This window comes from Acidobacteriota bacterium (assembly GCA_026393675.1).
Classification (GTDB): domain Bacteria; phylum Acidobacteriota; class Vicinamibacteria; order Vicinamibacterales; family JAKQTR01; genus JBAXOX01.
The window spans coordinates 98,657-123,214 of record JAPKZQ010000043.1 but is presented as its reverse complement, the minus strand read 5'-3'; the positions used below and the strand labels follow the sequence as shown (position 1 = coordinate 123,214).

Here is a 24,558-nt window from a genome sequence, read left to right as displayed (position 1 = left end):
TCGTGTGGTCAGACGACTGACGGTGGTGTGGTCATCGCGACACGGGACGAGCAGCCAGCTCATGGGCAGCCGGACGGATCGCGAAAGGACAAGATTGCCACATTGGGGGCCGGGCCGCCACCACCGAGTTGAGCGGAGTTGAGCCGGAGGTCGGGTGGCGCCTCAACGGATCGCGCTGGGGTGCAGGTCTTCATTGATCGCACCGCCCGGGCAAATCTTGATAAGATTCCGCCGCGCACCTGCGTGGTGCGCCGCCCGGGGCCAGAGGCATGGTTCCCGGCGGGCGAACCATCATCCGGGGCGGGCGCCGGCCCGCAAGTTGAGGGCATCAATGAAACGTCTCACAAGCTTCCGTCTGGCGGCGCTCTTTGCCATTGTCGTGCTGGCGAGTGCCGGTGTGACCGCCCAGCCGAACAAGTACGCCCGCGACCCGAAGCAGTTGATCGACGAGGAGTACACCAGGAAGATCAACGAGTACACGACCGAAAAGTTCTTCCTGTCGCCGCTGGTGGATTACCTGCCATTCTCGAAAACGGTGCCGACCCCGAAGGTTGTGCTCGGCGATGTGGCCGGGGCGCCGGGCAAGCTGCCGTACACGGCCGAGGTCCACGCCTACATGCGACTTCTGGAAAAGGCCAGTCCCGGGCGCGTGAAGGTCTTCTCCATTGGCAAATCGGAGGAAGGGCGCGAGATGATCGCCGTCGCGATTGCCGCCGAGACGGTGATGGCGAAGATGGACGAGAATCGTGCGCGGCTCGCCAAGTTGGCGGACCCCCGGACCATCAAGCTCGACGACGCCGAGGCGGACCGCCTGGTCGAGGCGTCCGTGCCGGTGTACTACATCACTGGCACCATTCATGCTCCCGAGACGGGGGCGCCAACGGCGCTGATGGAACTGGCGTACCGGCTGGTCGTCGATGACAGTCCGTACATCAAGGCCATCCGCAATAACGTGATCACGCTCATCACACCCGTCATCGAAACCGACGGTCGCGACCGGCAGGTCGACATCTACAAGTGGCACCTGGCGAATCCAAACGAGACCTGGCCGCCACTGGCCTACTGGGGCAAGTACGTCGCGCACGACAACAACCGCGACGCCATGGGGGCGACGCTCGCGTTGACGCGGAACGTGATCAACACCGTCGTGGGGCAGAAGGTCCAGGTGCTGCACGACCTGCACGAGTCAGTGCCGTATCTGTACGACAACACGGTGGGTGACGGCCCTTACAACGCGTGGGTGGATCCCATCCTCACCGACGAGTGGCAATTGCTGGGCTGGAACAACATGGCCGAGCTGACCAAGTTCGGCATGCCGGGCGCGTTCACGCACGGCACCTTCGATACGTGGTCGCCGGGCTATCTGATGTTCATTGGGGCCATGCACAACGGGATCAGCCGTCTCTACGAGACATTTGGCAACGGCGGCGCCGACACGGTCGAACGGAAGCTGCAGCCGGGTGATTACGCACGCACGTGGTACAAACAGAACCCGCCGCTGCCGAAGGTGATGTGGTCGCAGCGCAACAATAATAACTACCAGCAGACGGGATTGCTGACGGCGCTGTCCTACTTCTCTGGCAATACCAAGCTCTTCCTGAAGAACTTCTACCTCAAGAGCAAACGCTCCGTGACGAAGCCGACCGTCGAAGGACCGGCGGCGTACGTGCTCCCCGGAGACGAGGCACGCCCGGGCGCGCAGGCGGAAATGCTGCGTGTGCTGCAGCGGCAGGCGGTTGAAATCTCGCGCGCCACGGCGCCCTTCAGCGTGACCATGGCCGTCAAGAAGAAGCCGGCGCGACGTGGCGCCGATGAGGGAGCCGCCGAGAAGCCGGCTGAAGAAGCGCCGAAGGCGGAGGCGAAGAAGGACGAGAAGCCCGCGACCGAGACGCGCCAGTTCCCGGCGGGCAGTTACATCATCCGCATGGACCAGCCGTACAGCCGCATCGCCGATGCGCTGCTCGACTACCAGTACTGGAGTCCGACCGACCCGCAGAAGCGGCCGTACGACGATACGGGCTGGACGTTTGGCGAACTGTTCAATGTGCAGGTCGTCCGGGTGACCGACGCGAAGGTGCTCGACGCGGCCATGGAGAAGGCCGTTGACGTGAAGGCCCCGAGCGGCGTCGTCGGCACGGGGACGCTGTTCGCCGTCAACAATGATGCGGACCCGTCGTTGATCGCGCTCCGATATCGCATCAAGGACGCGGCCGTCGACGTCGCCGAAGAGCCGTTCGAATCGGGCGGCAGGAAGTTCAACCGGGGCTCGTTCCTCATCAAGAACGCGGCCCAGGCCGACGTGCAGAAGTTCGCGACCGAACTGGGCCTGCAGGCCTATGCGCTCGCCGCCGCGCCCACCGTCAAGACGCATGCCGTCAAGACGCCGCGGATCGGCTACATCCACACCTGGATCGGCACGCAGGACGAGGGCTGGTGGCGGATGGAATTCGATCAGCTGAAGATCCCGTACGACTACATCAGCACCCAGGTCGTCGCGAAGGAAGCCAATCTCAACGGCCGGTGGGACGTGCTCGTGTTTCCGCCCGTTGGACGCAGCGCGCAGCAGATCGTCAGCGGGATGCCGATGTGGCGGAACCCGCTGCCGTGGAAGACGACGGAACTGACGCCCAACATCGGCAAGATCGACTCGACTGACGACATGCGGCCAGGCCTCGGGCTCTCCGGCGTCGCGAATATCGAGAACTTCATTCGCAAGGGCGGATTGCTGATCGTGGCCGACGACACCACCATCCTGGCAAACATGTTTGGCATGACGCCCGGGCTCTCGGTGCAGGAGCCGACTCGACTGAAGGCCCCAGGCACGGTGATGCGTGCCAAGGTGGTGGATGCCGCGAGCCCGATCGCGTACGGGTACGGTGAGGGACTGTCGATCTACTCAGCACCGGGTCTCGTCTTCGGCGTCAGCAACATGCTGGGCGGGCGTGGCGGCCGCGGCGCGGCCGCCGGTGGTCCGGAGCGCCCAACCGGTCGAGGCACGGCGGACGATCAAGATCAACCCCAGGGATTCCCGGTGGTGATCCCGCCGCCGGAGGAACCGAAGGTCGAGGCGTGGCAGGCCACGCCGGTCACTCCGGAGCAACTGCGCAATCCGCTCAACATCATTCCGCCGCAACTGAGGCCGCGCGTGGTCCTGCGATACGGTGACGTGCGCGACCTGCTGGTCTCGGGGCTCCTCGAGAACGGCAACGAGATCGCGCAGCGGCCGGCATTGGTCGACGTGCCACTCGACAAGGGGCATGTCGTGGTGTTCGCCAACAATCCCATGTGGCGTGGCGAGACGCAGGGAAGTTACGGGTTCGTGTTCAACGCGATCCTGAACTTCGACCGGCTCGACGCCGGCCGCAAGCTCGACGAGAAATAACTCACGGGTTCTAGCGAAGGAGTCTCGCGTATGAGCCGAAGTTGGCTGCGTCGCACGTTGGCCGCTGCATGTCTCGTGGGGTTCGCGCTGATTGGACTGGGCGTCCAGCCCTTCGCTCAGGCTCCGCCACCCGCCCCTGGATACCCGGATTCGCTGTTGTCGTCACTCAAGTGGCGAGGCATTGGACCGAACCGTGGCGGCCGGTCCATCGCGGTGGCCGGCAGTTCGTCGCGGCCGTTCGAGTACTACTTCGGCGCGACCGGCGGAGGCGTGTGGAAGACCTCTGATTCCGGCACGACATGGCGGCCTGTCACCGACAAGTTCCTGAAAACGTCATCGGTCGGCGCGGTGGCCGTTTCCGAGTCCAATCCCGACATCGTATACGTCGGGATGGGTGAGACCGAGTTGCGCGGCAACATCATTCAGGGAGACGGCGTCTACAAGTCGACTGACGGCGGCAAGACGTGGACCCAGGTCGGGCTGAAGGACACGCAGGCCATCTCGCGGATTCGCATCCACCCGAAGAATCCAGACCTCGTCTATGTGGCGGCGCTCGGCAAGCCCTACGCGCCGGGGGCCGATCGCGGCGTCTTCCGGTCGAAGGACGGCGGCAAGACGTGGGAGCGGATCCTGTTCCACGACTCGAAGTCCGGAGCCGTCGACTTGTCGATGGATCCGAACAATCCCGACGTCCTGTATGCCGGGTTGTGGGAGGTGTTCCGCACGCCCCACTCCCTGTCGAGCGGCGGACCCGGGGGCGGTTTGTTCAAGTCGACTGACGGCGGGACGACGTGGACGGAGCTGACAAAGAACCCGGGGTTGCCAGCGGGCATCTGGGGCAAAGTCGGCGTGGCCGTGTCGCCGGCCGACGGCAAGCGGGTCTACGCCATCATTGAGAACGAAAACGGCGGCGTCTACCTCTCCGATGATGCGGGTGCGACGTGGAAGCAGGTCAACAGCGAGCGGCGTCTCCGGCAGCGGGCGTTCTACTATTCGCGCATCTACGCGGATCCGAAGGAGCGCGACACGATGTACGTGCTCAACACCGGGTTCTATCGATCGACCGACGCCGGCAAGACCTACAAGTCCATCCGGGTACCGCACGGAGACAACCACGACCTGTGGATTGCGCCGAACGATCCGACGCGGATGATCAACTCGAACGACGGCGGTGCCAACGTGTCGGTCAACGGCGGCGAGAGTTGGACGCCACAGACATTTCCGACGGCGCAGTTCTACCACGCGTTCGTGACCGCGCACGTGCCGTACCACGTGTGCGGCGCGCAGCAGGACAACAGCACGGCCTGTGTCGAGAGCACGGGAAACGGCAGCGAACTCTATGACGTCGGCGGTGGGGAGAGCGGCTACATCGCACCGGATCCGCGCAACCCAGATGTGTTCTACGCCGGCAGTTACGGCGGGGAGTTGACGCGATACGATCGGAAGTCGGGCCAGACGCGGGCCATCAATGTGTGGCCCGACAACCCGATGGGGTACTCGGCGATCGACATCAAGGAGCGGTTCCAGTGGACGTACCCCATCGTGTTCTCGCCGGTCGATCCGAACGTGCTCTACGTCGGCTCGCAACACGTGTGGAGAACGACGAATGAAGGGCAGAGCTGGGAACGGATCAGCCCCGATCTGACGCGGCACGACCCATCGACCATGGGGCCCTCCGGCGGTCCGATCACCCTCGATCAGACGGGCGTGGAGACCTACGCGACGGTGTTCACCATCGCGCCGTCCCGTCACGACGTCAACCTCATCTGGGCTGGCTCAGACGATGGGTATGTCCAGGTGACGCAGGATGGCGGCAAGACGTGGAGCAATGTGACGCCGGCTGGGCTGCCGGCCTTCGCCCGCATCAGTCTGATCGAGGCGTCGCCGCACAAGCCGGGGACGGCGTTTGTCGCCGCGAATCGCTATCAGCGGGATGATCGCGCGCCGTACGTCTATCGGACCGACGATTTCGGCAAGACGTGGGCGAAGATCGTGACGGGCATCCCAGGCGACGATTTCGCCCGCAGCATTCGCGAGGACATCAAGAGGGCCGGCCTGCTGTATCTCGGCACGGAGCACGGCATCTACGTGTCGTTCGACAACGGCGGGAATTGGCAGTCGCTCCGGCTGGATCTGCCGGTCACGCCCGTTCATGGCATCGTCGTCACCGAGAACGACCTGGTGATTGCCACGCATGGGCGGTCCTTCTACATCCTGGACAACGCTGCGATTCTGCGGCAGTTCACGCCTGACGTGGCTGGCGCGACCGTGCACGTGTTCGAGCCGCCCGCGGCGATTCGTGGGATTAGCAGAGGCGTGTCGATTGACTATCTGTTGAAGAGCGCCGCCGACAAGGTAACGATCGAGATCCTGGACGCGCAGGGCCAGGTGGTCAACATCTACAGCGGTGCGGCCGAGAAGGACGCCGCCAAACCGGAGGCCGCGCGGGTCGAAGACGAGGAGGGATTCCGTCGGCAGGCGCCGCGTGTCGCCACGAAGGCTGGCATGAACAGGTTCGTGTGGGACATGCGGTATGCGAATGCGAAGGACTTTCCGGGGATGATCATGTGGGCCGGAAGTACGCGCGGCCCTTTGGCGGTTCCGGGTACTTACCAGGTGCGCCTGACCGCGGGTGGGGAAACGAAGACGGCTGGGTTTACGATCCGTAAGAATCCGAACCTCCCGACCGTGAGCGAGAGCGACCTCCAGGAGCAGTTCAAGCTGGCGCTCCAGATTCGCGACAAGGTGACACAGGCCAACGAAGCCGTGATTCGCATCAGGGATCTCAAGAAGCAGATCGCCGACCGCATCGCGGCTGTTCGGAGTAAAGAGAAGGGCAAGCAGTCGTCGGACGCCTTGATCGGCGGCGAAGCCCTCACGTTGAAGTTCACCGTGGTCGAAGGGGAGATCTACCAGTATCGGAACCAGAGCAGCCAGGATCCGCTCAATTACCCGATCAAACTGAACAACAAGCTGGCGGCGCTGCAGGGCGTCGTGGACAGCGGCGACGGCAAGCCGACCGAACAGTCATACACGGTGTTCAAGGATCTGTCAGCCCGGTTGGACGAACAGCTCGCAAAGCTGGCAGCGCTCGTCAAGACGGACGTCGCCGCGTTCAACAAGGAGATACAGAATAAGAAGCTGGAGGCCGTGAAGTAGCGGCGCTACACGTGCGGCAGGGGATGCTCGGCCAGCAGCTTGTCGAGCCACAGGCTGGCGAGCTTCTCCTGCACGGTATTCTGCCTGAGAAGGCCCACGCAGCCGCGTACGCCGGATCGAGGCGCTGCGCCATGCCCGCTGACACCCGGCCGACGGCGGGGCCGGCCCCGTGTTACAAATCCCGTGCGACAGGTACTTCATCACTGTGGACCTTGAAGACGTCCTTCGCACGTTGGCTCCCCGGCTGGTTCGCTATGCGTGCGGACGCGTCCAGGACATCGGCCTGGGCGAGGAAATCGCTCAGGACGCGCTCACCGCACTCGTCCAGCGATGGCATCGTCACGGCCCCCCCGAATCGCCGGAGGCGTTTGCCTTCGCCATCGCCAAGCGCCGTGCCTGGCGAGCGTCGTTCAAGCAGAGGCTGCTCGTCCCGCTGACGGCCCTCGCTTTCCACGCCGATCGCGGTCTGGATCCCGAGGCCCGGGCCATCGCGCGCGTCGATGGCCTGGTGGTGCGGAGGGCCATCACCAGTCTGCCTAAGCTCGACCGCGAGGCCCTGCTGCTGGTGGCTGCGGGAGAGTGGTCAGGGGCCGAGGCGGCCCGCCTGCTCGGAGTCTCTGACGCAGCGTTCAGGATGCGGATTTCCCGGGCGCGGCGGCGCCTGGCGGCGCTTCTGGGAGGTCAGGATGGAACCCAACACTGATCGTTGGTCGGACGTGAAGATCGACGGCCTCGTGCACGAGGCGCTCACGTGCCCACCGGGCGTCACCGAGCGACTCGTCGCGACGGCGCTCGCGCGGGGACAGAGGCCGCCGGCTGGCACCCGGGTGCGCCTCGTTCTGGCGACGGCCGCCGCCATCGGTCTCGTGGCGCTCGTGGTGGGCCGACCGCTGTGGACACCGGACCCTGCGCCCTCTGCCGTCCCACGCGGCGAGCTCTCCAACGAGGGCGCCATCATCATCTTCAGCATGCCCGGCTCGCCGACGACGCTCATCGGCCCCAACGCGGATGCGTTGGCCCTGCCGGCTGGCACGGTCTCGATCGAACTGATGGGAGAAGCGCGATGATTCGTCATGTGTTGCTGTGTGTTCTGCTGTGCGCCGCCGGAACGAATGTGGCGGCGACGGATGGGCCCGCGCAGAAGGACCTCGCTCGCGAGCGAGTCACCCTGCGATTCGCTGGTACGCCGCTGACCGACGTCCTGCCCGCCCTGGCCAAGTCGCTCGGCTACGAACTGGCGTTCGACGGTCGTCTCCGCGCCCTGCTGACGTTACAGGTCGAGAACATCACCGCCGAAACGGCGCTGACTGCAATCTGCGAGAGCGTCGGCTGCCGCTGGCGCCGCGACGGCGCCCGTCTCGTCGTCGAGACCCGCACGGAGACGTTCTCGACGTTGCAGGCCACGCCGACCGGCGAGCAGTTCCTGCGCGGCGGCGGCAACCTGTTCAACGCCGGTGTGCGCAGCGTGAACGATCCCCTCCCGTTCGACGTCGCCTGGTCTCCGGTGGACGTCCAGGTGGCCTTCGTCATGCTGGCCCGGATGTACGATGCCCAGGTCGAGGTGGCACCAGCGTTGAGCGACCGGAAGGTTGCGCTGAGCGTCAAGGGCGCGACGTTACGGCAGGCTTTCGACGCCATATGCCGCGTGGCTCCGTGCCGTTGGGAGCTGGTGGAGCAGCCGAAACGGCTCGTGCGCGTCACCGAGCGTTCGGGGAAATCGGAGTGAGGCCCCACACCAGGGTGGCCCTTCGTGGCGGGCCCCCGTGCCCACCCTCTACACGTGCGGCAGGGGATGCTCGGCCAGCAGCTTGTCGAGCCACAGGCTGGCGAGCTTCTCCTGCACGGTATTCTGTCTGAGACGGCCCTGCAGGTTCGGGAAGTCCACGCGATCCATGAGTTGATCCTGGTTGAAGCACGTGAAGACGATGGTCTCCTGACCCGTCTTGGGGTCGACTTGGCGCTGCAGGCACTGGGCGCAGACTTCCTTCATCATGCATTGCATCGGCGAGTTGATGCTCGCGATGGCGATGTGGTCGTCCTTGAGGTACGGATCGAGCACCGTCAGGCGGGCCGCCTTGACGGCCGCCATCATCCGATCCGATCCGATGGCGATAATCCGATCGACCGACGGCATCGGGACCAGTGCAGCGCCAAGCTCGCCCTTCGCGTACGCCACCATGGCCTGGACGATGTTGCCGCGGAAGTGGGAGTCTTGCGGTCGGCTGGGTTCAATTGGATATCCGGCATCGGTGGTCCAGATCAACTGGTCGGCTGAGGCCTCGACATCATCGCGCTTGAACAGATCCTCGCCCCGCTTGTAGCCCGCGAAATAGAGGACACGGCAGCCCTTGTCGCGCATGGCCTTGCCAATTGAGAACAGCACGGCGTTGCCCAGGCCGCCGCCGGCCAGCAGCACGTGTTCGCCCCTCGGAATCTCGGTGGGCGCGCCCGTCGGTCCCATCACGAGCACCGGATCGCCCGGCTTCAGATACGCACACAGCCGGCTCGAAACGCCCATTTCGAGCGCGATCATCGACAGGAGTCCCTTCTCCTTGTCGACGGCGGCGCCTGTCAGGGCAAGACCCTCCATCAGCATCCGCGCGGCGTCTGGCCCCACGCCCAGCATTGGTGAAAGGGTTTCGAAATTCTGAAGCCGGAAGAACTGGCCGGGCTCGAAACGGCGTGCGGCGGCCGGCGCCTTCACGAGCACGTCCACGATGTTCGGCGTCAGGCGCGTGATCGACACGACGCGGGCGAGGAACTGCTCATCCAGGTCCGCCGTGAACCTCCGCCAGGCGGCATCGCGGTTGTGCTTTGTGGCGGCATCAACAGTGGGGGAGTCGTCAGCAAAGAGCCTGACGATCTGGTGAAAGCCATCCCGCGCCGACGCCATCGCCTTGACCACGTTACCGGCGTACTTCGGGTGGTTGTCGCCGTAGTAGGTGACGAAACGGCCGTCGCGCTCGTGCGAGGTGAAGAAGCCTTCCCGGGCCGGCACGAGCCGGAATCGTCCATCCTCGCCCCGCTCGATATCGTGGGCCTTGAAGAACCTCTTCCGTTCGTCGAGCGCAAATGTGCCCGGGTGCTCTCGTTCGTAGGTCACATTTGGCGTCGTACCGGCGGCGACGAACACGGAACGCGCTGGGAGTGTGACGGTCGCATCACCGTTTCGCCACTTGCCGTTCTCGTTGATCTGCTCGCGGAATCGCACGGCGGCCACATGGCCGAATTCATCAGGCAGTGCCTCTTCCGGGTTCATCCGTTCGACGAAGCGGATGCCCTCCTCGAGCGACTTGGTGATTTCCTCATGGTTCAGCCTGTAGGCGGGAGAATCCACCATCCCCTTGCGGTAGACGAGCGACACGCCGCCCCATTGCTGCATCAGCGGCACGAAGTTCGGCCGAACACCAGCGGCCGAGGCATGCTGACGCTCGTGGCGCACCTCGCGGCCGTGCGCGAGGAACTCGTCGAGCAGTTGCAGTTCTTCGGGGTCGTAGACCTTGCGCACGCCGGTTTCACCGATCGTCGCGCACAGCGCCTCGTACCGGTCGAGCGTCTTCTCAACCTGCTGCGGGTAGAACGCCATCACTTCGGTGGCGGTGTCGATCGCCGTCAGTCCACCACCGATGACGACGGCCGGCATGTGCACCTGGAGATTGGCAAGCGCCTGCCGCTTGAAGGCGCCGGTGAGCTGCAGGGCCATGAGCAGATCGCTGGCCTGGCGGATGCCACGCAGCAGGTTGTTCTTCATGTCCAGAATCGTTGGACGGCCAGCGCCGGCCGCGATGGCGATGTGATCGAAGCCCAGATCCCACGCCTCGCCAATCGGCAGGGTTCCGCCGAATCGGACCCCGCCGTACGTCTTCAACATGCGGCGGCGCGCCAGCGTCAGGTGGAGCAGCGTCAGAAAGTTCTTGTCCCAGCGGACCGTGATGCCGTATTCGGAGACGCCTCCAAACCCTTCGAGCGGCCGCTGGTCGAGCGGGCTGTAGATGGCGCTCCAGTCACGCACCGGCTGCGGCGGGTCATCGTCGGTTCCCGTGATCGCCTCCGGCAGTGGCTCGATCTTCAGACCGTCGAGGCCGACGACGCCGAAGCCCTCGTTGACGAGGTAGTGGGCGAGCGTGTACCCGGCAGGGCCGAGGCCGACGATGAGCACCTTTCGGCCGTTGTACGGGAGCGGATAGGGGCGACCGACGTTGAGCGGATTCCAGCGGGTGAGCAGGCCGTAGATCTCGACGCCCCACGGAATGCGGAGCACGTCGGTGAGCACGCCGGATTCCACCTGCGGGATGTTGACCGGATCCTGTTTCTGATAGATGCAGGCCTTCATGCAGTCGTTGCAGATGCGGTGGCCCGTGCCCGGACACATCGGGTTGTCGAGCGTCACCAGGGCGAGCGCGCCCAGCGCGTCGCCGCGTTTGCGGAGCACGTGCATTTCTGAGATCTTCTCGTCGAGCGGACATCCGTCGAGAGGAATACCCAACGGGTTGGACGTGATCTTGCCGTCCTTGCCGAAGAGTCCCTTCGCACACGAATCCTTGTCGCGTTCGTGGCAGAGGATGCAGTAGTGGATCTCGCCAAGCGCCTCGCGGCCCGTCATGCGTGGATCGGTCAGGGTGAAGCCGTCGCGACGCCGCAACTGCGATGCCGGGCCCGTGAGCGCCGCGGGAAGCGCCGGATCGTGGTGTTCGACGTGGACAAGTTTGAAGAAATCCACCCCCCGGGGGAGTCGGAAGATCACCCACGACTTGTGCGCCGGATCGTGGAGGTGCACCGCGCACCAGCGCTTCAGGGCGTCAATCGATTCAGCGACCGAGGCCTTCTCTACCGGATCGTTGGACTGTGCGGCCGCGGCTTCGCGATCGAGAAGCAGGCAGCCGGCGTGGGCGAGCGCCATCTCGCCGTCGTTCGGAAACTGGCCTGCGAGCAAGCCCCGAACCACCCGTTCGTCGTCCGCGCTGACCGCGGGTGTGGCTGAACTCTTGAGCAGAGGGAGCACCCGGCGGCGCACGAAATCGGCCTTGAACCGGAAGATCGCCTGCTGGGCATTGGTCGCGGCCGCCAACGCTTCGAGTTCCTTTTCGACGCGGAACAACCGCCCGACAAACCGGCTGACAAACGGCGCCATTCTCACGAGCAGCAGAGACACCTCGGTGGCGGGCCTCGCTGCGGCCGGGTTCGCCCGATACCCGTCCCACTGACGCCACAACTCGGGGTCGTCCCGTTCGACCTCGCGCGCGAACACCTCGTAGAGATCGCGCAGGCGGGACGGCTCGTGGAGATCGGCGTAGCTGAAGCCGGGCACACCGATGTCCAGCACGGGCGGGTGGGGCGGTTGCGTCATATTCCTACCAACGTAGTGCGGAACTTGACGGAGCGTCAATCACTCCGGGAGTGGATAACGCGCGAACCCATATATAATCGCCCGTCGATTCCCCTGGGCGACATGACCATGCTCGAATCACGCACCTATCGCGTCGTCGGCCGTGTCCAGGGCGTCGGTTTTCGCTGGTTTACCTACGACGCGGCCAGGCGCGAGGGATTGGTCGGCGTCGTCGGGAACGAGCCGGACGGCAGCGTGGAAGTGATGGTGGAAGGCGATCGGATGGCTCTCGAACGGTTCGAGGCCGCGATTCGGCGCGGTCCGGCCGGCGCACGCGTCGATGCAGTCGACCGGGAGATTGGCCCCGCCAGCGGCCATTATGCGGACTTCTCAATAAGGGGATAACACGACCATGGCAGCCAACAGCGCGTTCGGCCCGGAGTTCTTGAAGGCGAAAATCCGTCACGTGCCGGACTTTCCCAAGCCGGGCATCCTGTTCTACGACATCACCACGCTGTTGAGCGATCCGCAGGGATTCAAGGCCGTCATCGACCACCTGGTGGCGCCGTTTGCCGGGGCCGGGATTGACCTGGTGGTTGGCATCGAGAGCCGGGGGTTCATCCTGGGCGGGGCGGTGGCCGATCGGCTCGGCGCGGGTTTCGTCCCGATTCGGAAGCCCGGCAAGCTGCCGGCAAGGAGCATCCGCGAGTCCTTCCAGCTGGAATACGGATCGGATTCGCTCGAGCTGCACCATGACGCCGTGACGCCGGGCCAGCGGGTGCTGGTGGTTGATGACGTCCTCGCCACCGGCGGTACGGCGCGCGCGGCGGCGTCGCTGGTTCGACAGCTTGGCGGCAATCTCCACGCGCTGGCGTTCCTGATAGAGCTGGTGTTCCTCAAGGGACGAGACCAACTGGCGGGGCAGCGCGTCGAGAGCGTCCTGCAATACTGAGCATATCCGGGAAGCGCGCAGATTCGGCCGAACTCCGTCTCTGGTCTGCACCGAGCAGACCGAGGAATGCTGGCAGAGGAACCGACGGGCGCATTTCGTGCTGCTGACGAAATGATATGTGGTCAAACCGCTACCGGTTAACGTTACAACGTCTTGACGTTATAGTGCCATAGTGTCACCATACCAACATGGCTGACCTCACACGTGCCACCGTGTACTTCGATCCGGGCATCCACAAGGCCCTGCGGGTCAAGGCGGCTGAAACGGACCACAGCATATCTGACCTGGTCAACCGGGCCGTTCGCCGGAGCCTGGCCGAGGACGCCGATGATCTGGCCGCGTTCGATGCGCGATCCAAGGAACCGAACCTCGCCTTCGAGGATGTGCTCAAGGACCTGAAGCGACGTGGCAAGCTATAGCCTGCAGATCAAGCCCTCCGCGGCGAAGGAACTCGAAGGTCTTCCGCTGCGGGATCGCCGACGCACGGTATCAATGATCCAACGTCTCGCCGCCGAACCCAGGCCTGTCGGCGCCGAGAAACTGTCCGGCCAGGAAAAGTACCGAATCCGGCAGGGGGACTACCGGATCCTGTACCTCATCGACGACGTCGAGACGTCCGTCACGGTCGTAAGGGTCGCTCACCGTAGCGAAGCATACCGGTAACTCGATATCGGTCTGACTAACTGGCCGCTCAGAATTGCCCAAGCCCAGGTCGAGCGCGGTCTCGCCTTTGCGATACGCGAGCGTGTAGGATAATGAGGCTGATGCCCCTGTAGCTCAGCAGGATAGAGCAACGGTTTCCTAAACCGTAGGCCGCCCGTTCGAGTCGGGCCAGGGGCACCACTTCCGCCGCCAATCGCGCTATCTTCATTGGTGACGGTTTGAAAACCTGCGTAGGCGGTCCGCTGGCGAGCCGCCAGAACGGGTTTTGAAACCGGTTCTCGGGTCGAGGAGACTTCCATGAACAACAGCGTATTCAGTTTTCCTGAGCCCCGCCACGAACCCGTCAGCGACTTCGCCCCCGGCTCGGTCAGCCGCGTCTCGTTGAAACGGGAACTGGACCTGATGGCCAGCACGGTCGTCGATATCCCGCTCGTCATTGGTGGCCGTGAAATCCGCACGGGCCGGACCCGCGACGTGGTGATGCCCTGCGATCACGGTCACGTGCTCGCGCGCTGTCACCAGGCCGGCGAAGCCGAAGTGCGATTGGCAATCGACGCCGCGCTGAGCGCGCACGAGGCGTGGGCGACCCTGTCGTGGATTGAACGTGCTTCGGTCATCTTGCGCGCCGCGGAGCTACTGGCCGGCCGTTACCGGTACAAGATTGGCGCCGCGACGATGCTCGGCCAGGCGAAGAGCGCCTATCAGGCCGAGGTCGACGGGGTGTGTGAGGTGATCGACTACCTCCGGCACAACGTCTACTTTGCGTCGCAGATTTACTCCGACCAGCCGCACTCCGCGCCCGATGAGCTGAACCGGATGGAGTACCGGCCGCTCGAGGGCTTCGTCTTCACCGTCACCCCGTTCAACTTCACGGCCATTGCCTCGAATCTGAATACGTCGGTTGCCCTGATGGGCAACACGACGGTGTGGAAACCGGCGAGCACGTCGTTGCTCTCCAGTTACGTCTTGATGCAGGTGTTCATGGAGGCCGGCTTCCCGCCGGGCGTGATCAACTTCGTTCCCGGGCAGGGCTCGCTCGTGAGCGAACTGGTGCTGGCGCATCCGATGTTCGCCGGACTGCACTTCACGGGTTCGAACTCCACGTTCAACTCCCTGTGGCGAACGGTTGCAAGCAAGCTCGACACCTACAGGAGCTATCCTCGGATTGTCGGCGAGACGGGAGGCAAGGGCTTCGTGTTCGTGCACAACTCGGCGGACGCGCAGGAAGTGGCCACCGCCCTGGTGCGCGGCGCGTTCGAGTATCAGGGTCAGAAGTGCTCAGCGGCCTCGCGGGCGTACATCCCGGCGTCGATGTGGCCGGAGGTGCAGCATCGCATGAGCGAGATGCTCGCGCGCGTGAAGACCGGCGATGTCCGGGACTTCACGAATTTCGTGAACGCGGTGATAGACGAAGCCTCGTTCAGCAACATCATGAGTTACATCGATCGAGCCAGGGCCTCGAGCGAGGCGGAGGTCATCCTGGGCGGCCGGGGCGACAAGTCGAAGGGCTTCTTCATCGAACCCACGGTCATTCAGGCCTTGAATCCCCGGTTCGTCACCATGGCGGAGGAGATCTTCGGGCCGGTCCTCACGATCTACGTCTACGAGGACGAGAAGTATGCAGAGACGCTGAGACTGTGCGACACCACGTCGCCGTACGCCCTCACGGGCGCAATCTTCTCGAACGATCGCTACGCGTACATTGAGGCGTGCCGCGTGCTTCGGTACGCCGCCGGCAATTTCTACCTCAACGACAAGCCAACCGGAGCGATGGTGGGCCGGCAGCCGTTTGGCGGCGCGAGAGGGTCGGGCACCAATGACAAGGCAGGCGGTCCACTCAACCTGCTGCGCTGGACGAGTCCGCGCACGATCAAGGAGACGTTTGCGCCGGCGACGGAGTTCGACTATCCGTTTATGCGCGAAGCCTGATTCGCGCGTCGTCACGGTGCATTTCGCCGCTATAATGGACGACTGGATTGATTGGGCGGGAGCCGACCGACGGCTCCCACTCGTGTCGACAGCGTCGGGAACTTGCCTGAGGCATCATGAAGCGAACTGAACGGCATCACCTGAAGGAAAACGAATTCGCCGAGTGGCTGCTCGGCGCGAGGGAATGGTACGGGGCGAACCGGAACCTCGTGATCTACGGCGGCCTGGCCATCATCATCGTGGCGATAGGCGTGGTGGCGACGGTCATCGTCCGCCAGAACACCGCGTCGACGGCCACCCGGATGCTGGCTGAGGCGATGGTGATTGCCGAGGCTCCCGTGATGCCGCCCACGGCCGGCGAGGCGGGTAAGCCGCCGATGCAGGCGACCGGGACGTATGCGAGCGACAAGGCGCGGCTCGAAGCGGCGCTGCCGAGTCTGTTGGCCGTGGCTGACTCGTATCCGAACCTGGAGCCAGGCGTGATGGCGCGCTACCGGGCAGCAGCGGCGCTGGTGGCAGTCGGCCGCACAGCCGATGGGATCGAACGCTACCGCGAAGTCGTGGCGAAGGCAAAAGGCGTCTACCAGGTGATGGCGAAACTGGGCATTGCCGATGCGCAGCTCACGATTGGGCAGTACGAACCGGCGCTGGCGTCGCTCAAGGAGATCGCGCAGCAGACCACCGACGAAGTCCCGGTTGATGGCGTGCTGATGCAGTTGGCGCGCGGGTACCGGCTGGCGGGAAAGAATGACGAAGCGCGCAAGACGTTTCGTCGTGTGGCCGACGAGTTTCCGCAGTCCCCGTATGCGCAGATCGCGCGGCGGGAGATGGACGCACTGGACATCGCCCCGGCGGCGACCCGGTAAGAGCCTGTTCGGTCAGTGCTTCGACTCGCAATTGCGGATGGGTATCGGTGCGAGGAGATCCAGCGGAAGACGCTCGCTCAGCACTAAGTCCTGAGTGAGTCGGTTCGCCGCCGAAGCTGTGAATCGAAGGACTTAGCGGGCCAGGAATCGATATCCCACCAGCTTGTAGACCAGGCGCGCCGCGAGGAAGTTGGGCGCCACGACGCCTGGGAGCGGGCAGAGTTCGACGACATCACAGGCAACGACGGTGCGCCGAGCCATCACGAGCTTGAGCAGCGTGAGCAGTTCGCGCCAGCTCAATCCGCCGGGTTCGGGCGTGCCAACCGCCGGCATGATGGCCGGATCAAGACCGTCACAGTCGATGGTGACGTAAACCTTCGGGCTGAGCTTCTCGACCGCGCGCTCCATCCACTGAGGGTCGTCCCGCATATTCCAGTCGAAGAAGACCGTCGTGTTGAGTGACGGGAGAGCCTGCGCTTCCGGCGCCGACAGATTCCGGATGGCCACCTGGACGGCCGGCGCGTGTTCAAGCACCCGGCGCATGGCGCTCGCGTGGCTGTGCGGATCGCCCAGGTAGCTGTCGCGCAGGTCGGCATGGGCGTCAATGTGCAGGACGCTGAGGCCGGCATGCTGCTCGGCGACGCCCGCCACCAGTGGGGCGGTCAGCGCGTGCTCGCCTCCGAGCGCCACGAAGAACTTGTCCGATGCCGCCAGCCATGAGGCGGTGCGCTGGATCTCGGCAAACGCCTGCTCGGTGCGGGCAAACGGCAGCTCCATGGCTGGTAGCGTGTAGATGCCGACGTCGGAGATCTCTTTCCCAAGCTCCTCGTCGTACAACTCAACCTGGCTCGACGCGGCGATGATCTCGCGCGGTCCATTCTTGGTGCCCGACACGAACGACGTGGTGCGCTCAAACGGGATGGGAAGGACCACAGCCTTCGCGCGGTCGAACGAGTCGGGTCCCTGCTCGAGGCCGCCGAATGTAAAGGGCAGACCTGGATGGTAGGGGAGTTTCGGCATCATACGATCGATCTTATACCCTGATCTCGCCTGTCTTGCGATCGATGGCCGGGACTAGAACGCGCGCCCGAGGCGCAGGAACACGGCCAGCCGGTTCGCAGGCGCCTCACGGGCATCGTGCGTCCACGCGGCGCCAAGCGCGACGGTGAGTGGCAGGAAATACCCGAGCGTGACGTCGGACGCGATCTCGACGCCTGTTGAAACGAGCGGCGAACCCATGGAACCGAGCGTGGCGCCGGCCGCGCCCACGTCGGCAAAGATGGCACCGTGCAACCCGTTCAGGAAGATCGGCCACGTCCGGAATCCGCGTTCAATCCTCGCGAGGGGAAATCGATAGTCCAGGTTGGTCACCGCGACCGCGGTTCCAACCCGGGAGTCGATGGGAATACCGCGCATCATGCCGACGGCTCGCTGACCGAAATCGAAAGGTGACGACGGGATGGTGGACGCGCCTAGGCTGAAGACTCGGCGCTCGCCCGGATCGCCGGTGCTGACGCCCGAGGCGAATCTCACCGCGACAACGGAATGGAGTGGACCACCGGGCAGGTATGCGCGAAGGTCCACTGTCGCTGCCGTCGCCGAGCCATCGGCGCCGAGGGCCGGCGTGACCCGCTCAATCGTGGCGGTCGATCGAATCCCCTCTTCAGAACTGATGGAGTAGCCGTACAACCGTGAGGAGTTCAGGGTCCAGGCGGAGCGGAGCGCATTGCGGTTCCGGGCGGGAATGACGGTCGCGCTGGCGAAGCGTTCGTGATCAAGCACCACGCCTGAGAGCCACGACTGTGACAGACGTACCCGGCGCCAAGCGACGAGTACGCCGGCGAACAGTTGTCGATCCCACGCGTCGGCACGAACGACACGGCCCGATGCCCGATCGATGAAGGCGACCGACTCGAGCGTGTCCGACGCCGACAGCAGGAGGGTCTGGCGCCAGCGGCCGTACACGTAGCTGACGTCAATATTCGGGCGTGCGGACGACGCCATCGGCATGTCCGTTGTCGGTCTGGCGACCGTCCACGTCACCGTCGCCAGATAGGCATGGCGTCCCAGCACGTCGCTTCCCTCGACGGTCGCCCCAACGTCGGTCCGTTGGTTCGATGTCGTGAAGGCCGGGGACCATGCCCGGGGCCATAACGTGGACCACGGGGAGTACGACCGATCGCCCTTGATCGGCTCCGGGACGTCGCGCGACGGTTGTGGGGACGGCCTGTCTTGCTCGACTGGCACCGATGGCGTGTCTCCACGGGATGCACTCGCGGCAGGCGTTGAAGTCAGCGACGCTTCGAAGATGTCGTATCCGGCCGCTGTCACGCCCACGAAGAGGAGCGAACGTCCGTCCGGCGACACGTCCGGAGCGGTGGCGCCGCCAGTTGCGGAGACGACCTGTCGTGGAGCCCCTGGCGACGTGCCTCCCGTCCCAATTGTAAAGATCTGGAATCGGGAGCCGTCTCTGTCTGACGCAAAGTAGAGCGCCTGACCATCAGGCGACCACGCCGGCGTGATGCTGCGAGACCGACGATCGGAGACGACCGGTGTCACGCCTCCATTGGTGCCGTCGATGACGACGATCTCCGGAGGACGCCCCTCGCACTGTCGTGTGGCCGCAAGGCGTGTCAGATCGGGCGACCATCGCGGCGTCGCGAAATGACATCCGTCTTCAGCGACGGTCAGCACGGCGGGGCGGTCCATGACGGGCGGCGTGTCCATGCTGGGCCGTGAGAGTCGGTAGACGGCCAGCACGCTGTCGCCCGCGCGTTGAACGACGACCGCGAGGCGCGTCCCATCCGTAGACACCTCTGGATCGGACATGCGTGCACCGTGCGAGAGGCGCACGAGTCTGGTCGTGTTCAAATCCGCCGCGTAGACATCGCGGAACCGGGACACCGGTCCGTCGAATTCAATTTGATCGAAGAACACCCAGCGACCGTCGGTCGAGAGTGATTCTCCCAGGTATCTCGTGGTGACCGTTCTGGCCACGCGTCGATCGGCCGCGATCTCCTTGATGTTCGGAAATCGCTCGGGCGTGAGTGTCGAATAGAGGACTCGCGGAGCACCATTCCCACACCCAGGCGAGTATCTTGGCCCCGACGTCATGAACCCATCCTGGGTCAACCGCCGAGCGTCTGTGGGTGGCGGCATGTCGTGCGAGGCCGAGGCCCGCTGGGCCTGGAATTGATGCCACAGTGTCTGCGAAGAGGCCCCGAAGACGGACGTGAAGGCGCCCTCACCGAGAAACGGCAGGCGAGACGACGTGGCGCGTGCCAGTTGGCCGAGACGATCCGGTCCGTCGCGGCTCGCCAGGTAGTCGCTGAACGCTCCGCCGTAGAAGTACGGAGTGTTTCCGCCGGGCCAGGCCACCAGTCCGCCTCCGGCACGGTCTATCGGCATCAGTCCCCTGGATGCGGCGATCTCGTCCTGGATGGCTCGGGTCTCGGCAGCACCAACGCGTCCGCGGCCCGTGAGCGCGCTTTCGACGTAGGTGGCCACCCCTTCCACCTGCCAGGTCGGCAGGAACAGGTTCGGGAACGACATCGGATGCCGGCCGAGTGTCCGCCGGAAGATCCGCATCCAACCGCCCACGCGATCCAGATGGACGATGTGCGTGTACTCGTGCACGAGCACCAGCCTGAGCCAGTCGTCATAGTTGCCGAGCAGCGACGTCAACGGCGGCGGGGTCGCAGCGATCTCGATGGTGTTGTACGGGAGGGGCGTGGACCATCCATTGGAGACGTCGGTCTGATCGACGAGCACCACGTGGATCTGGTCAGGTGCATCAAGGACCAGTTGGGCGGCGACATCCCGGCGAACCGCCTCAACCATGCCCGCCAGACGGCTGGCGATCCGTTCCTCACCCTGATGAAAGTAGATGACGAAATGATCGGTGTGGATGACGCGGAAGTGAAGGCGGGAGTCGTACCTGGTCTGTCCCTGTGCCTCGGCCGCCCAGAGACAGAGCCCGATCGCGAATCCCCACGCTACCCATCGACCCAACCGGATCATCACTGACCGCTCGCTGGCAATGTCGCGGGCGTTCCGTTCACACCGCGCCACACGTGGCGAAGAAATCGGAAGTCGGCCGCTGGACCGAGGTCAATGCCCTGCAGGTTGCGCTGGGCGACCACGGCGTTGGTCTTGTACCAGAGGCTGACGTACGGCACCTCTTCGGCTACCAGCCTCTGAACATCGCCGTACAGCGTGCGGCGCTCGGTGTCGTCGGTCGACCGGGTCGCCCGGTCAATCAGATCATCGACGGCAGGATTCGAGAAAAAGCCGCGATTAAATCCGCTTGGCGGCATCTGTTTCGAATGGAAGACGCGCCGCAGCATGTCCGGATCGGACACGCCGACCCATTGCAGCGTGAACAACTGGAAATTCCCACGCAGGACGTCGTTGTAGAGCGTCGCGAACTCGTACGTCCTGACGTCGAGCGCGATGCCCACTCGCCGGAGGCTCTCCTGGATGACGGATGACTGCAGGCGGTTGAATTCGGTCGACGAGACCTTCAACGTCAACGACAGCCGGGGGGCTGGGGCCTCGCCATCGGGGTCGCGGTAGCCCGCCTCGTCGAGCAGCGCCATGGCGCGAGCGGGGTCGAACGGGTACTGACGCACGGCCGACTCGAACGCCCACGACATGGGCGGCAGCACTCCCGATGCGGGAAGAGCGAGGCCCCGGCGCAGGTGATCAACGATGGCCTGCCGATCGATGGCGTAGCAGAGAGCCTGACGGACTCGCCGGTCGCGGAGCGCCGGATCGCGCAGGTTGATGCCCACGTAGGCGTAGTCGGTGCCTGGCGACGTGATAACGCGGAGCGTGCTACTCGTCCGAAGTTGATGAACCAGGTCTGGGGCGAGATCGTTCACGACCAGATCGACCGATCCCTGCTGCAACTCGAGGCCGCGCATCATGTCGTCGGGGACGACGCGAAGCAGGAGTCCCTTGTTGCGGGGCGCGCCTTCAAAGTAGGCATCGAAGGCCGTCAGCTCGACATAATCGTCGGCGACGTGGCGGACGAACCGATACGGGCCCGTGCCGATGGGCTGCTGCTTCAACGCGGTGCCAGCGCCGGCCGGTACGACCGGCATGACAAGGTTGACCGGAAACGATCCAAACGGCTCCTGCAACACGAATTCGACGGTATAGCGATCCACGGCGCTGACACGCTTCAGCAGGCGATACGCGCCCTTGCGCGGTGACGCGAACGCCGGGTCCAGGAAGCTGTTGAACGTGTATGCGACATCCGCCGATGTCAGTTCGTGGCCATCGTGGAAGCGCACGCCACGTCTGAGGTGCACGACGTAGGTCGTCGAATCGGGTTGGGTCCAGTCGGTGGCCAGCCCCGGCGACACACGGAGCTGGTCGTCGATGCGAAACAGCTGGTCGTAGATCAACTGGTGCAGGCGCTGCGAGACCTCATCGGTGCCGATGCGCGGATCCAGGTTGTTTGGCGAACTGACAATGGCGACGCGGATGATCTCGGGGGGCGGGGGAGTCGGGCGACTGCAGCCGGCGCACCAGACCAGAACCAGGACACCGGCGGCTGCCGCAGCCCATCGCCTCATTCTTCGAGTTCCCGCTTGAGGTCGGCGATCAGGGTCAGCGCCTCGAGCGGCGTCAAGCGGTCGACGTCGATCTCCCGCACTCTCTTCGCCAGGGCATCCACCGGCGTGTGCGCTTCGAACAGCCCCAGTTGCAGGCGGGGATCCGCCCCTGCGCCCGTCGCCGACGGCCGTCCGCCGCGCGCGAGTGCATCCTGCTCGAGCGCCCCGAGAATGCTGCGCGCCCTCGCGATGATCTCGGGTGGCAATCCGGCCAGTCTCGCCACCTGGATGCCGTAGCTGCGGTCCGACCGGCCTGGCACGACCTTGCGCAGAAAGACGATGTCGTCCTTCCATTCGCGGGCTGCGACATGCGCATTGACGACCCCGGGCACGGTATCGGCCAGGTCGGTCAGTTCGTGATAGTGCGTGGCAAACACGGTCTTGGGACGCGCACGGCTGGTGGTCGCCAGATACTCCGCCACCGCCCACGCGATACTGAGACCGTCGAATGTCGAGGTGCCCCGCCCAATCTCATCGAGGATGACGAGGCTCCGGGACGTGGCCGAGTGCAGGATGTTGGCGGTCTCCTGCATCTCGACCATGAAGGTCGATTGGCCGCGTGCGATGTTGTCCGAGGCGCCGACGCGCGCAAAGATCCGGTCCACCAGGCCGAGTTTGGCTTCGCGGGCAGGGACAAACGATCCGGCCTGGGCCATCAGGCAGATGAGCGCAATCTGCCGGAGGTAGGTGGACTTTCCGCCCATGTTCGGCCCCGTGAGGATCACCAACTGGCGGGTCAACCCGTCGAGGACGGTGTCATTCGGGACAAACGGATCGGGCGAATAGCGCTCGACCACCGGGTGCCGGCCGTCGATAATCGTGATGTCGTCACCGTCATGGACGTGAGGCTTGACGAAATTATGGAGCGCGGCCGCGTCGGCGAGCGCGGCCAGCACGTCGAGCGTGGCGACGGCGCGCGCCGTATCCTGGATGCGCGGCGCCTCGGCGGCGACCTGGGCGCGCAACACCTCGAACATCTCGATTTCCCGCTCCAGAATCCGCTCGTCGGCCCCCAGGACCTTTTCTTCGTAGTCCTTGAGCGCCGGCGTCACGAATCGCTCGCCGCCCGCGATCGTCTGCTTGCGTTGATAGTCGGCGGGCACCGCGTGCAGGTTCGACTTCGAGACTTCGATGTAGTACCCGAACACGCGGTTGTAGCGCACCTTGAGCGACGCGATGCCGGTCCGCGTGCGCTCCTGTTCTTCCATCTCGGCGATCACCTGCTTGCCCGACCGCGAGATGAGGCGCAACTGGTCGAGTTCCTCGTCGACCCCGTCGCGCACACAACCGCCATCACGCGCCAGCACGGACGGTTCGTCGACGATGGTTCGTTCAATCGCGTCCCTGACCTCCGGCACATCGTCCAACTGCGCAACCAGACTGGAAACGACCGGAGCCTGAAACGAGTCCAGCAAGGTACGCAGGCGGGGGATGGCGCCAAGCGAGGTCTTGAGCGCGACCAGGTCGCGGGGCCCTGCCGTGCCGAGGGCCGCCCGCGACACGAGCCGTTCGAGGTCATGGACCGCGTGAAGGGCATCACGGAACTTTCCGCGCTCGGTTGTGCGGAACGCGAAATCCTCCACGGCGTCGAGCCGGTCGCGAATGCGCTCCAGCGAGACCAGTGGGCGCAGGAGCCAGGCGCGCAGCAGACGCGCCCCCATGGCGGAGATGGTCCGGTCGATCTCGTGCAGCAGTGAACCGGCACGCCCGCCGTCGAGCGAGTCGATGACTTCGAGGTGCTTGAGGGTCAACGGATCGAGGACGAGCCGGTCCGCCTGCTCCTTGAACGTAATGCCGCGGATATGCGTGAGTTCCGCTTTCTGCGTGTCCTGAAGGTGATGCACGAGCGCGCCGGCCGCGCGCACGGCGGCCGGGTGGGGTTCGAGACCGAAGCCGTCGAGCGCCTGTGTGCGAAGCTGCGTCAGCAATGTTCGCCGGGCGGTGTCGTGATCGAACAGCCAGTCATCGACCCTGGTGATGACGGCACCCGACAACACGGACGGGGGCAGGATGGCGGTGGCATCGACGCTCGTCCCGAGCAGGATCTCCCGAGGACGCAGCACCGCAATCTCGTCGGCGAGTTGCCGAAGGCCGTCCCGACCTGCATACTCGGCCGCCATGAACTCTCCGGTCGACAGGTCCAGCAGCGCTGCGCCGGTGACCGGAACGCTGGCGGATGACGGGTCGGCCGCGCCTCGGGCCTGGGTGACGGTCGGCGGGGCCTCGGGCGAGGACGACGCAGCGGGGGCCACCGCGAGAAGGAAGGCCGATTCGCGCGCGTCGAGGTAGCCGGCTTCCGCAAAGGTTCCAGGCGACACCACGCGAACCACCTCGCGCCGCACGAGGCCCTTCGCCTTGCGCGGGTCCTCAACCTGTTCGCAGATCGCCACGCGAAAGCCCTTCTTCACCAGGCGCGCCAAGTACGATTCGGCCGCGTGATAGGGCAAGCCGCACATCGGGATGTTGCCGCCTTCGGCGTCCTTCGAACGCGAGGTCAGCGTCAGGTCGAGCGCCCGGGAGGCCGTCAGCGCGTCCTCGTAGAACATCTCGTAGAAGTCACCCATGCGAAAGAAAACGATAGCGTCACGGTACTGGCGCTTGGCGTCCAGGTACTGCCGCATCGCCGGGCTGGCGGTGGCCAGACCCTTGGGTGAGGGAGA

At 64.8% G+C, this 24,558-nt stretch carries 16 protein-coding genes and 1 tRNA gene; 12 read left to right on the top strand and 5 right to left on the bottom strand.

What is annotated here, in order from left to right; all coding sequences use genetic code 11:
- Window positions 1-331 precede the first annotated feature (331 nt).
- From NT151_11230 to NT151_11210, 5 genes are all read left to right on the top strand, one after another.
- Window positions 332-3,382 (top strand): M14 family zinc carboxypeptidase, encoded by a 3,051-nt coding sequence (locus NT151_11230; GenBank protein MCX6539486.1) that lies wholly within the window; start codon window positions 332-334, stop codon window positions 3,380-3,382.
- 30 nt (window positions 3,383-3,412) lie between these two features.
- The gene (locus NT151_11225) at window positions 3,413-6,541 is read left to right on the top strand and encodes a glycosyl hydrolase (protein ID MCX6539485.1); all 3,129 of its coding nucleotides are present in this window, start codon (window positions 3,413-3,415) and stop codon (window positions 6,539-6,541) included.
- A 205-nt stretch (window positions 6,542-6,746) separates the two neighbouring features.
- Window positions 6,747-7,244 carry an RNA polymerase sigma factor gene (locus NT151_11220; GenBank protein MCX6539484.1) on the top strand — a complete coding sequence of 166 codons (498 nt, stop codon included), beginning with the start codon at window positions 6,747-6,749 and terminating at the stop codon, window positions 7,242-7,244.
- Window positions 7,228-7,608, top strand: a complete 381-nt coding sequence (locus NT151_11215; protein MCX6539483.1) for a hypothetical protein — start codon at window positions 7,228-7,230, stop codon at window positions 7,606-7,608. The genes NT151_11220 and NT151_11215 overlap by 17 nt, the downstream gene beginning before the upstream one ends.
- Window positions 7,605-8,267, top strand: a complete 663-nt coding sequence (locus NT151_11210; GenBank protein ID MCX6539482.1) for a hypothetical protein — start codon at window positions 7,605-7,607, stop codon at window positions 8,265-8,267. Before NT151_11215 ends, NT151_11210 begins: the two co-directional genes overlap by 4 nt.
- 48 nt (window positions 8,268-8,315) lie before the next feature.
- Here the strand turns inward: NT151_11210 and NT151_11205 are convergent, their stop codons facing one another.
- Window positions 8,316-11,888 (bottom strand): FAD-dependent oxidoreductase, encoded by a 3,573-nt coding sequence (locus tag NT151_11205; GenBank protein MCX6539481.1) that lies wholly within the window; start codon window positions 11,886-11,888, stop codon window positions 8,316-8,318.
- Window positions 11,889-11,990: 102 nt separating this feature from the next.
- Between NT151_11205 and NT151_11200 the strand changes: the two genes are divergently transcribed.
- The 7 genes from NT151_11200 to NT151_11170 all read left to right on the top strand — a co-directional run bounded on the left by NT151_11200 (window position 11,991) and on the right by NT151_11170 (window position 16,277).
- Window positions 11,991-12,272 (top strand): acylphosphatase, encoded by a 282-nt coding sequence (locus NT151_11200; GenBank protein MCX6539480.1) that lies wholly within the window; start codon window positions 11,991-11,993, stop codon window positions 12,270-12,272.
- 7 nt (window positions 12,273-12,279) lie between these two features.
- On the top strand, window positions 12,280-12,819 hold the full coding sequence (locus NT151_11195; GenBank protein MCX6539479.1) for an adenine phosphoribosyltransferase: 540 nt from the start codon (window positions 12,280-12,282) through the stop codon (window positions 12,817-12,819).
- A 188-nt stretch (window positions 12,820-13,007) separates the two neighbouring features.
- Window positions 13,008-13,238 (top strand): CopG family transcriptional regulator, encoded by a 231-nt coding sequence (locus NT151_11190; GenBank protein ID MCX6539478.1) that lies wholly within the window; start codon window positions 13,008-13,010, stop codon window positions 13,236-13,238.
- Complete coding sequence (locus tag NT151_11185; protein ID MCX6539477.1) at window positions 13,225-13,482, top strand: type II toxin-antitoxin system RelE/ParE family toxin; 258 nt, start codon at window positions 13,225-13,227, stop codon at window positions 13,480-13,482. The genes NT151_11190 and NT151_11185 overlap by 14 nt, the downstream gene beginning before the upstream one ends.
- Before the next feature lie 103 nt (window positions 13,483-13,585).
- Window positions 13,586-13,662: transfer RNA gene (locus tag NT151_11180), tRNA-Arg, on the top strand.
- A gap of 117 nt (window positions 13,663-13,779) precedes the next feature.
- Window positions 13,780-15,411 carry an L-glutamate gamma-semialdehyde dehydrogenase gene (pruA, locus tag NT151_11175; GenBank protein ID MCX6539476.1) on the top strand — a complete coding sequence of 544 codons (1,632 nt, stop codon included), beginning with the start codon at window positions 13,780-13,782 and terminating at the stop codon, window positions 15,409-15,411.
- 116 nt (window positions 15,412-15,527) lie between these two features.
- Window positions 15,528-16,277 carry a tetratricopeptide repeat protein gene (locus tag NT151_11170; GenBank protein MCX6539475.1) on the top strand — a complete coding sequence of 250 codons (750 nt, stop codon included), beginning with the start codon at window positions 15,528-15,530 and terminating at the stop codon, window positions 16,275-16,277.
- 132 nt (window positions 16,278-16,409) lie between these two features.
- Here the strand turns inward: NT151_11170 and speB are convergent, their stop codons facing one another.
- The 4 genes from speB to mutS are packed head-to-tail and all read right to left on the bottom strand — an operon-like array spanning window position 16,410 to window position 24,519.
- Window positions 16,410-17,300 (bottom strand): agmatinase, encoded by an 891-nt coding sequence (speB, locus tag NT151_11165; protein MCX6539474.1) that lies wholly within the window; start codon window positions 17,298-17,300, stop codon window positions 16,410-16,412.
- A gap of 51 nt (window positions 17,301-17,351) precedes the next feature.
- Window positions 17,352-20,297: a hypothetical protein gene (locus NT151_11160; GenBank protein ID MCX6539473.1), complete on the bottom strand. Its 2,946-nt coding sequence runs from the start codon at window positions 20,295-20,297 to the stop codon at window positions 17,352-17,354.
- Window positions 20,297-21,859, bottom strand: a complete 1,563-nt coding sequence (locus tag NT151_11155; protein MCX6539472.1) for an ABC transporter substrate-binding protein — start codon at window positions 21,857-21,859, stop codon at window positions 20,297-20,299. Before NT151_11155 ends, NT151_11160 begins: the two co-directional genes overlap by 1 nt.
- Complete coding sequence (mutS, locus tag NT151_11150) at window positions 21,856-24,519, bottom strand: DNA mismatch repair protein MutS (GenBank protein ID MCX6539471.1); 2,664 nt, start codon at window positions 24,517-24,519, stop codon at window positions 21,856-21,858. Before mutS ends, NT151_11155 begins: the two co-directional genes overlap by 4 nt.
- Between the last annotated feature and the right edge of the window lie 39 nt (window positions 24,520-24,558).

Bases quoted from the DNA above. Each gene is read 5' to 3' on its own strand.
- NT151_11230 (MCX6539486.1), top strand. From the start codon at position 332: ATGAAACGTCTCACAAGCTTCCGTCTGGCGGCGCTCTTTGCCATTGTC.
- NT151_11225 (MCX6539485.1), top strand. From the start codon at position 3,413: ATGAGCCGAAGTTGGCTGCGTCGCACGTTGGCCGCTGCATGTCTCGTG.
- NT151_11215 (MCX6539483.1), top strand. From the start codon at position 7,228: ATGGAACCCAACACTGATCGTTGGTCGGACGTGAAGATCGACGGCCTC.
- NT151_11210 (MCX6539482.1), top strand. From the start codon at position 7,605: ATGATTCGTCATGTGTTGCTGTGTGTTCTGCTGTGCGCCGCCGGAACG.
- NT151_11205 (MCX6539481.1), bottom strand. From the start codon at position 11,888: ATGACGCAACCGCCCCACCCGCCCGTGCTGGACATCGGTGTGCCCGGC.
- NT151_11200 (MCX6539480.1), top strand. From the start codon at position 11,991: ATGACCATGCTCGAATCACGCACCTATCGCGTCGTCGGCCGTGTCCAG.
- NT151_11195 (MCX6539479.1), top strand. From the start codon at position 12,280: ATGGCAGCCAACAGCGCGTTCGGCCCGGAGTTCTTGAAGGCGAAAATC.
- NT151_11190 (MCX6539478.1), top strand. From the start codon at position 13,008: ATGGCTGACCTCACACGTGCCACCGTGTACTTCGATCCGGGCATCCAC.
- pruA (MCX6539476.1), top strand. From the start codon at position 13,780: ATGAACAACAGCGTATTCAGTTTTCCTGAGCCCCGCCACGAACCCGTC.
- NT151_11170 (MCX6539475.1), top strand. From the start codon at position 15,528: ATGAAGCGAACTGAACGGCATCACCTGAAGGAAAACGAATTCGCCGAG.
- speB (MCX6539474.1), bottom strand. From the start codon at position 17,300: ATGATGCCGAAACTCCCCTACCATCCAGGTCTGCCCTTTACATTCGGC.
- NT151_11160 (MCX6539473.1), bottom strand. From the start codon at position 20,297: ATGATCCGGTTGGGTCGATGGGTAGCGTGGGGATTCGCGATCGGGCTC.
- NT151_11155 (MCX6539472.1), bottom strand. From the start codon at position 21,859: ATGAGGCGATGGGCTGCGGCAGCCGCCGGTGTCCTGGTTCTGGTCTGG.
- mutS (MCX6539471.1), bottom strand. From the start codon at position 24,519: ATGCGGCAGTACCTGGACGCCAAGCGCCAGTACCGTGACGCTATCGTT.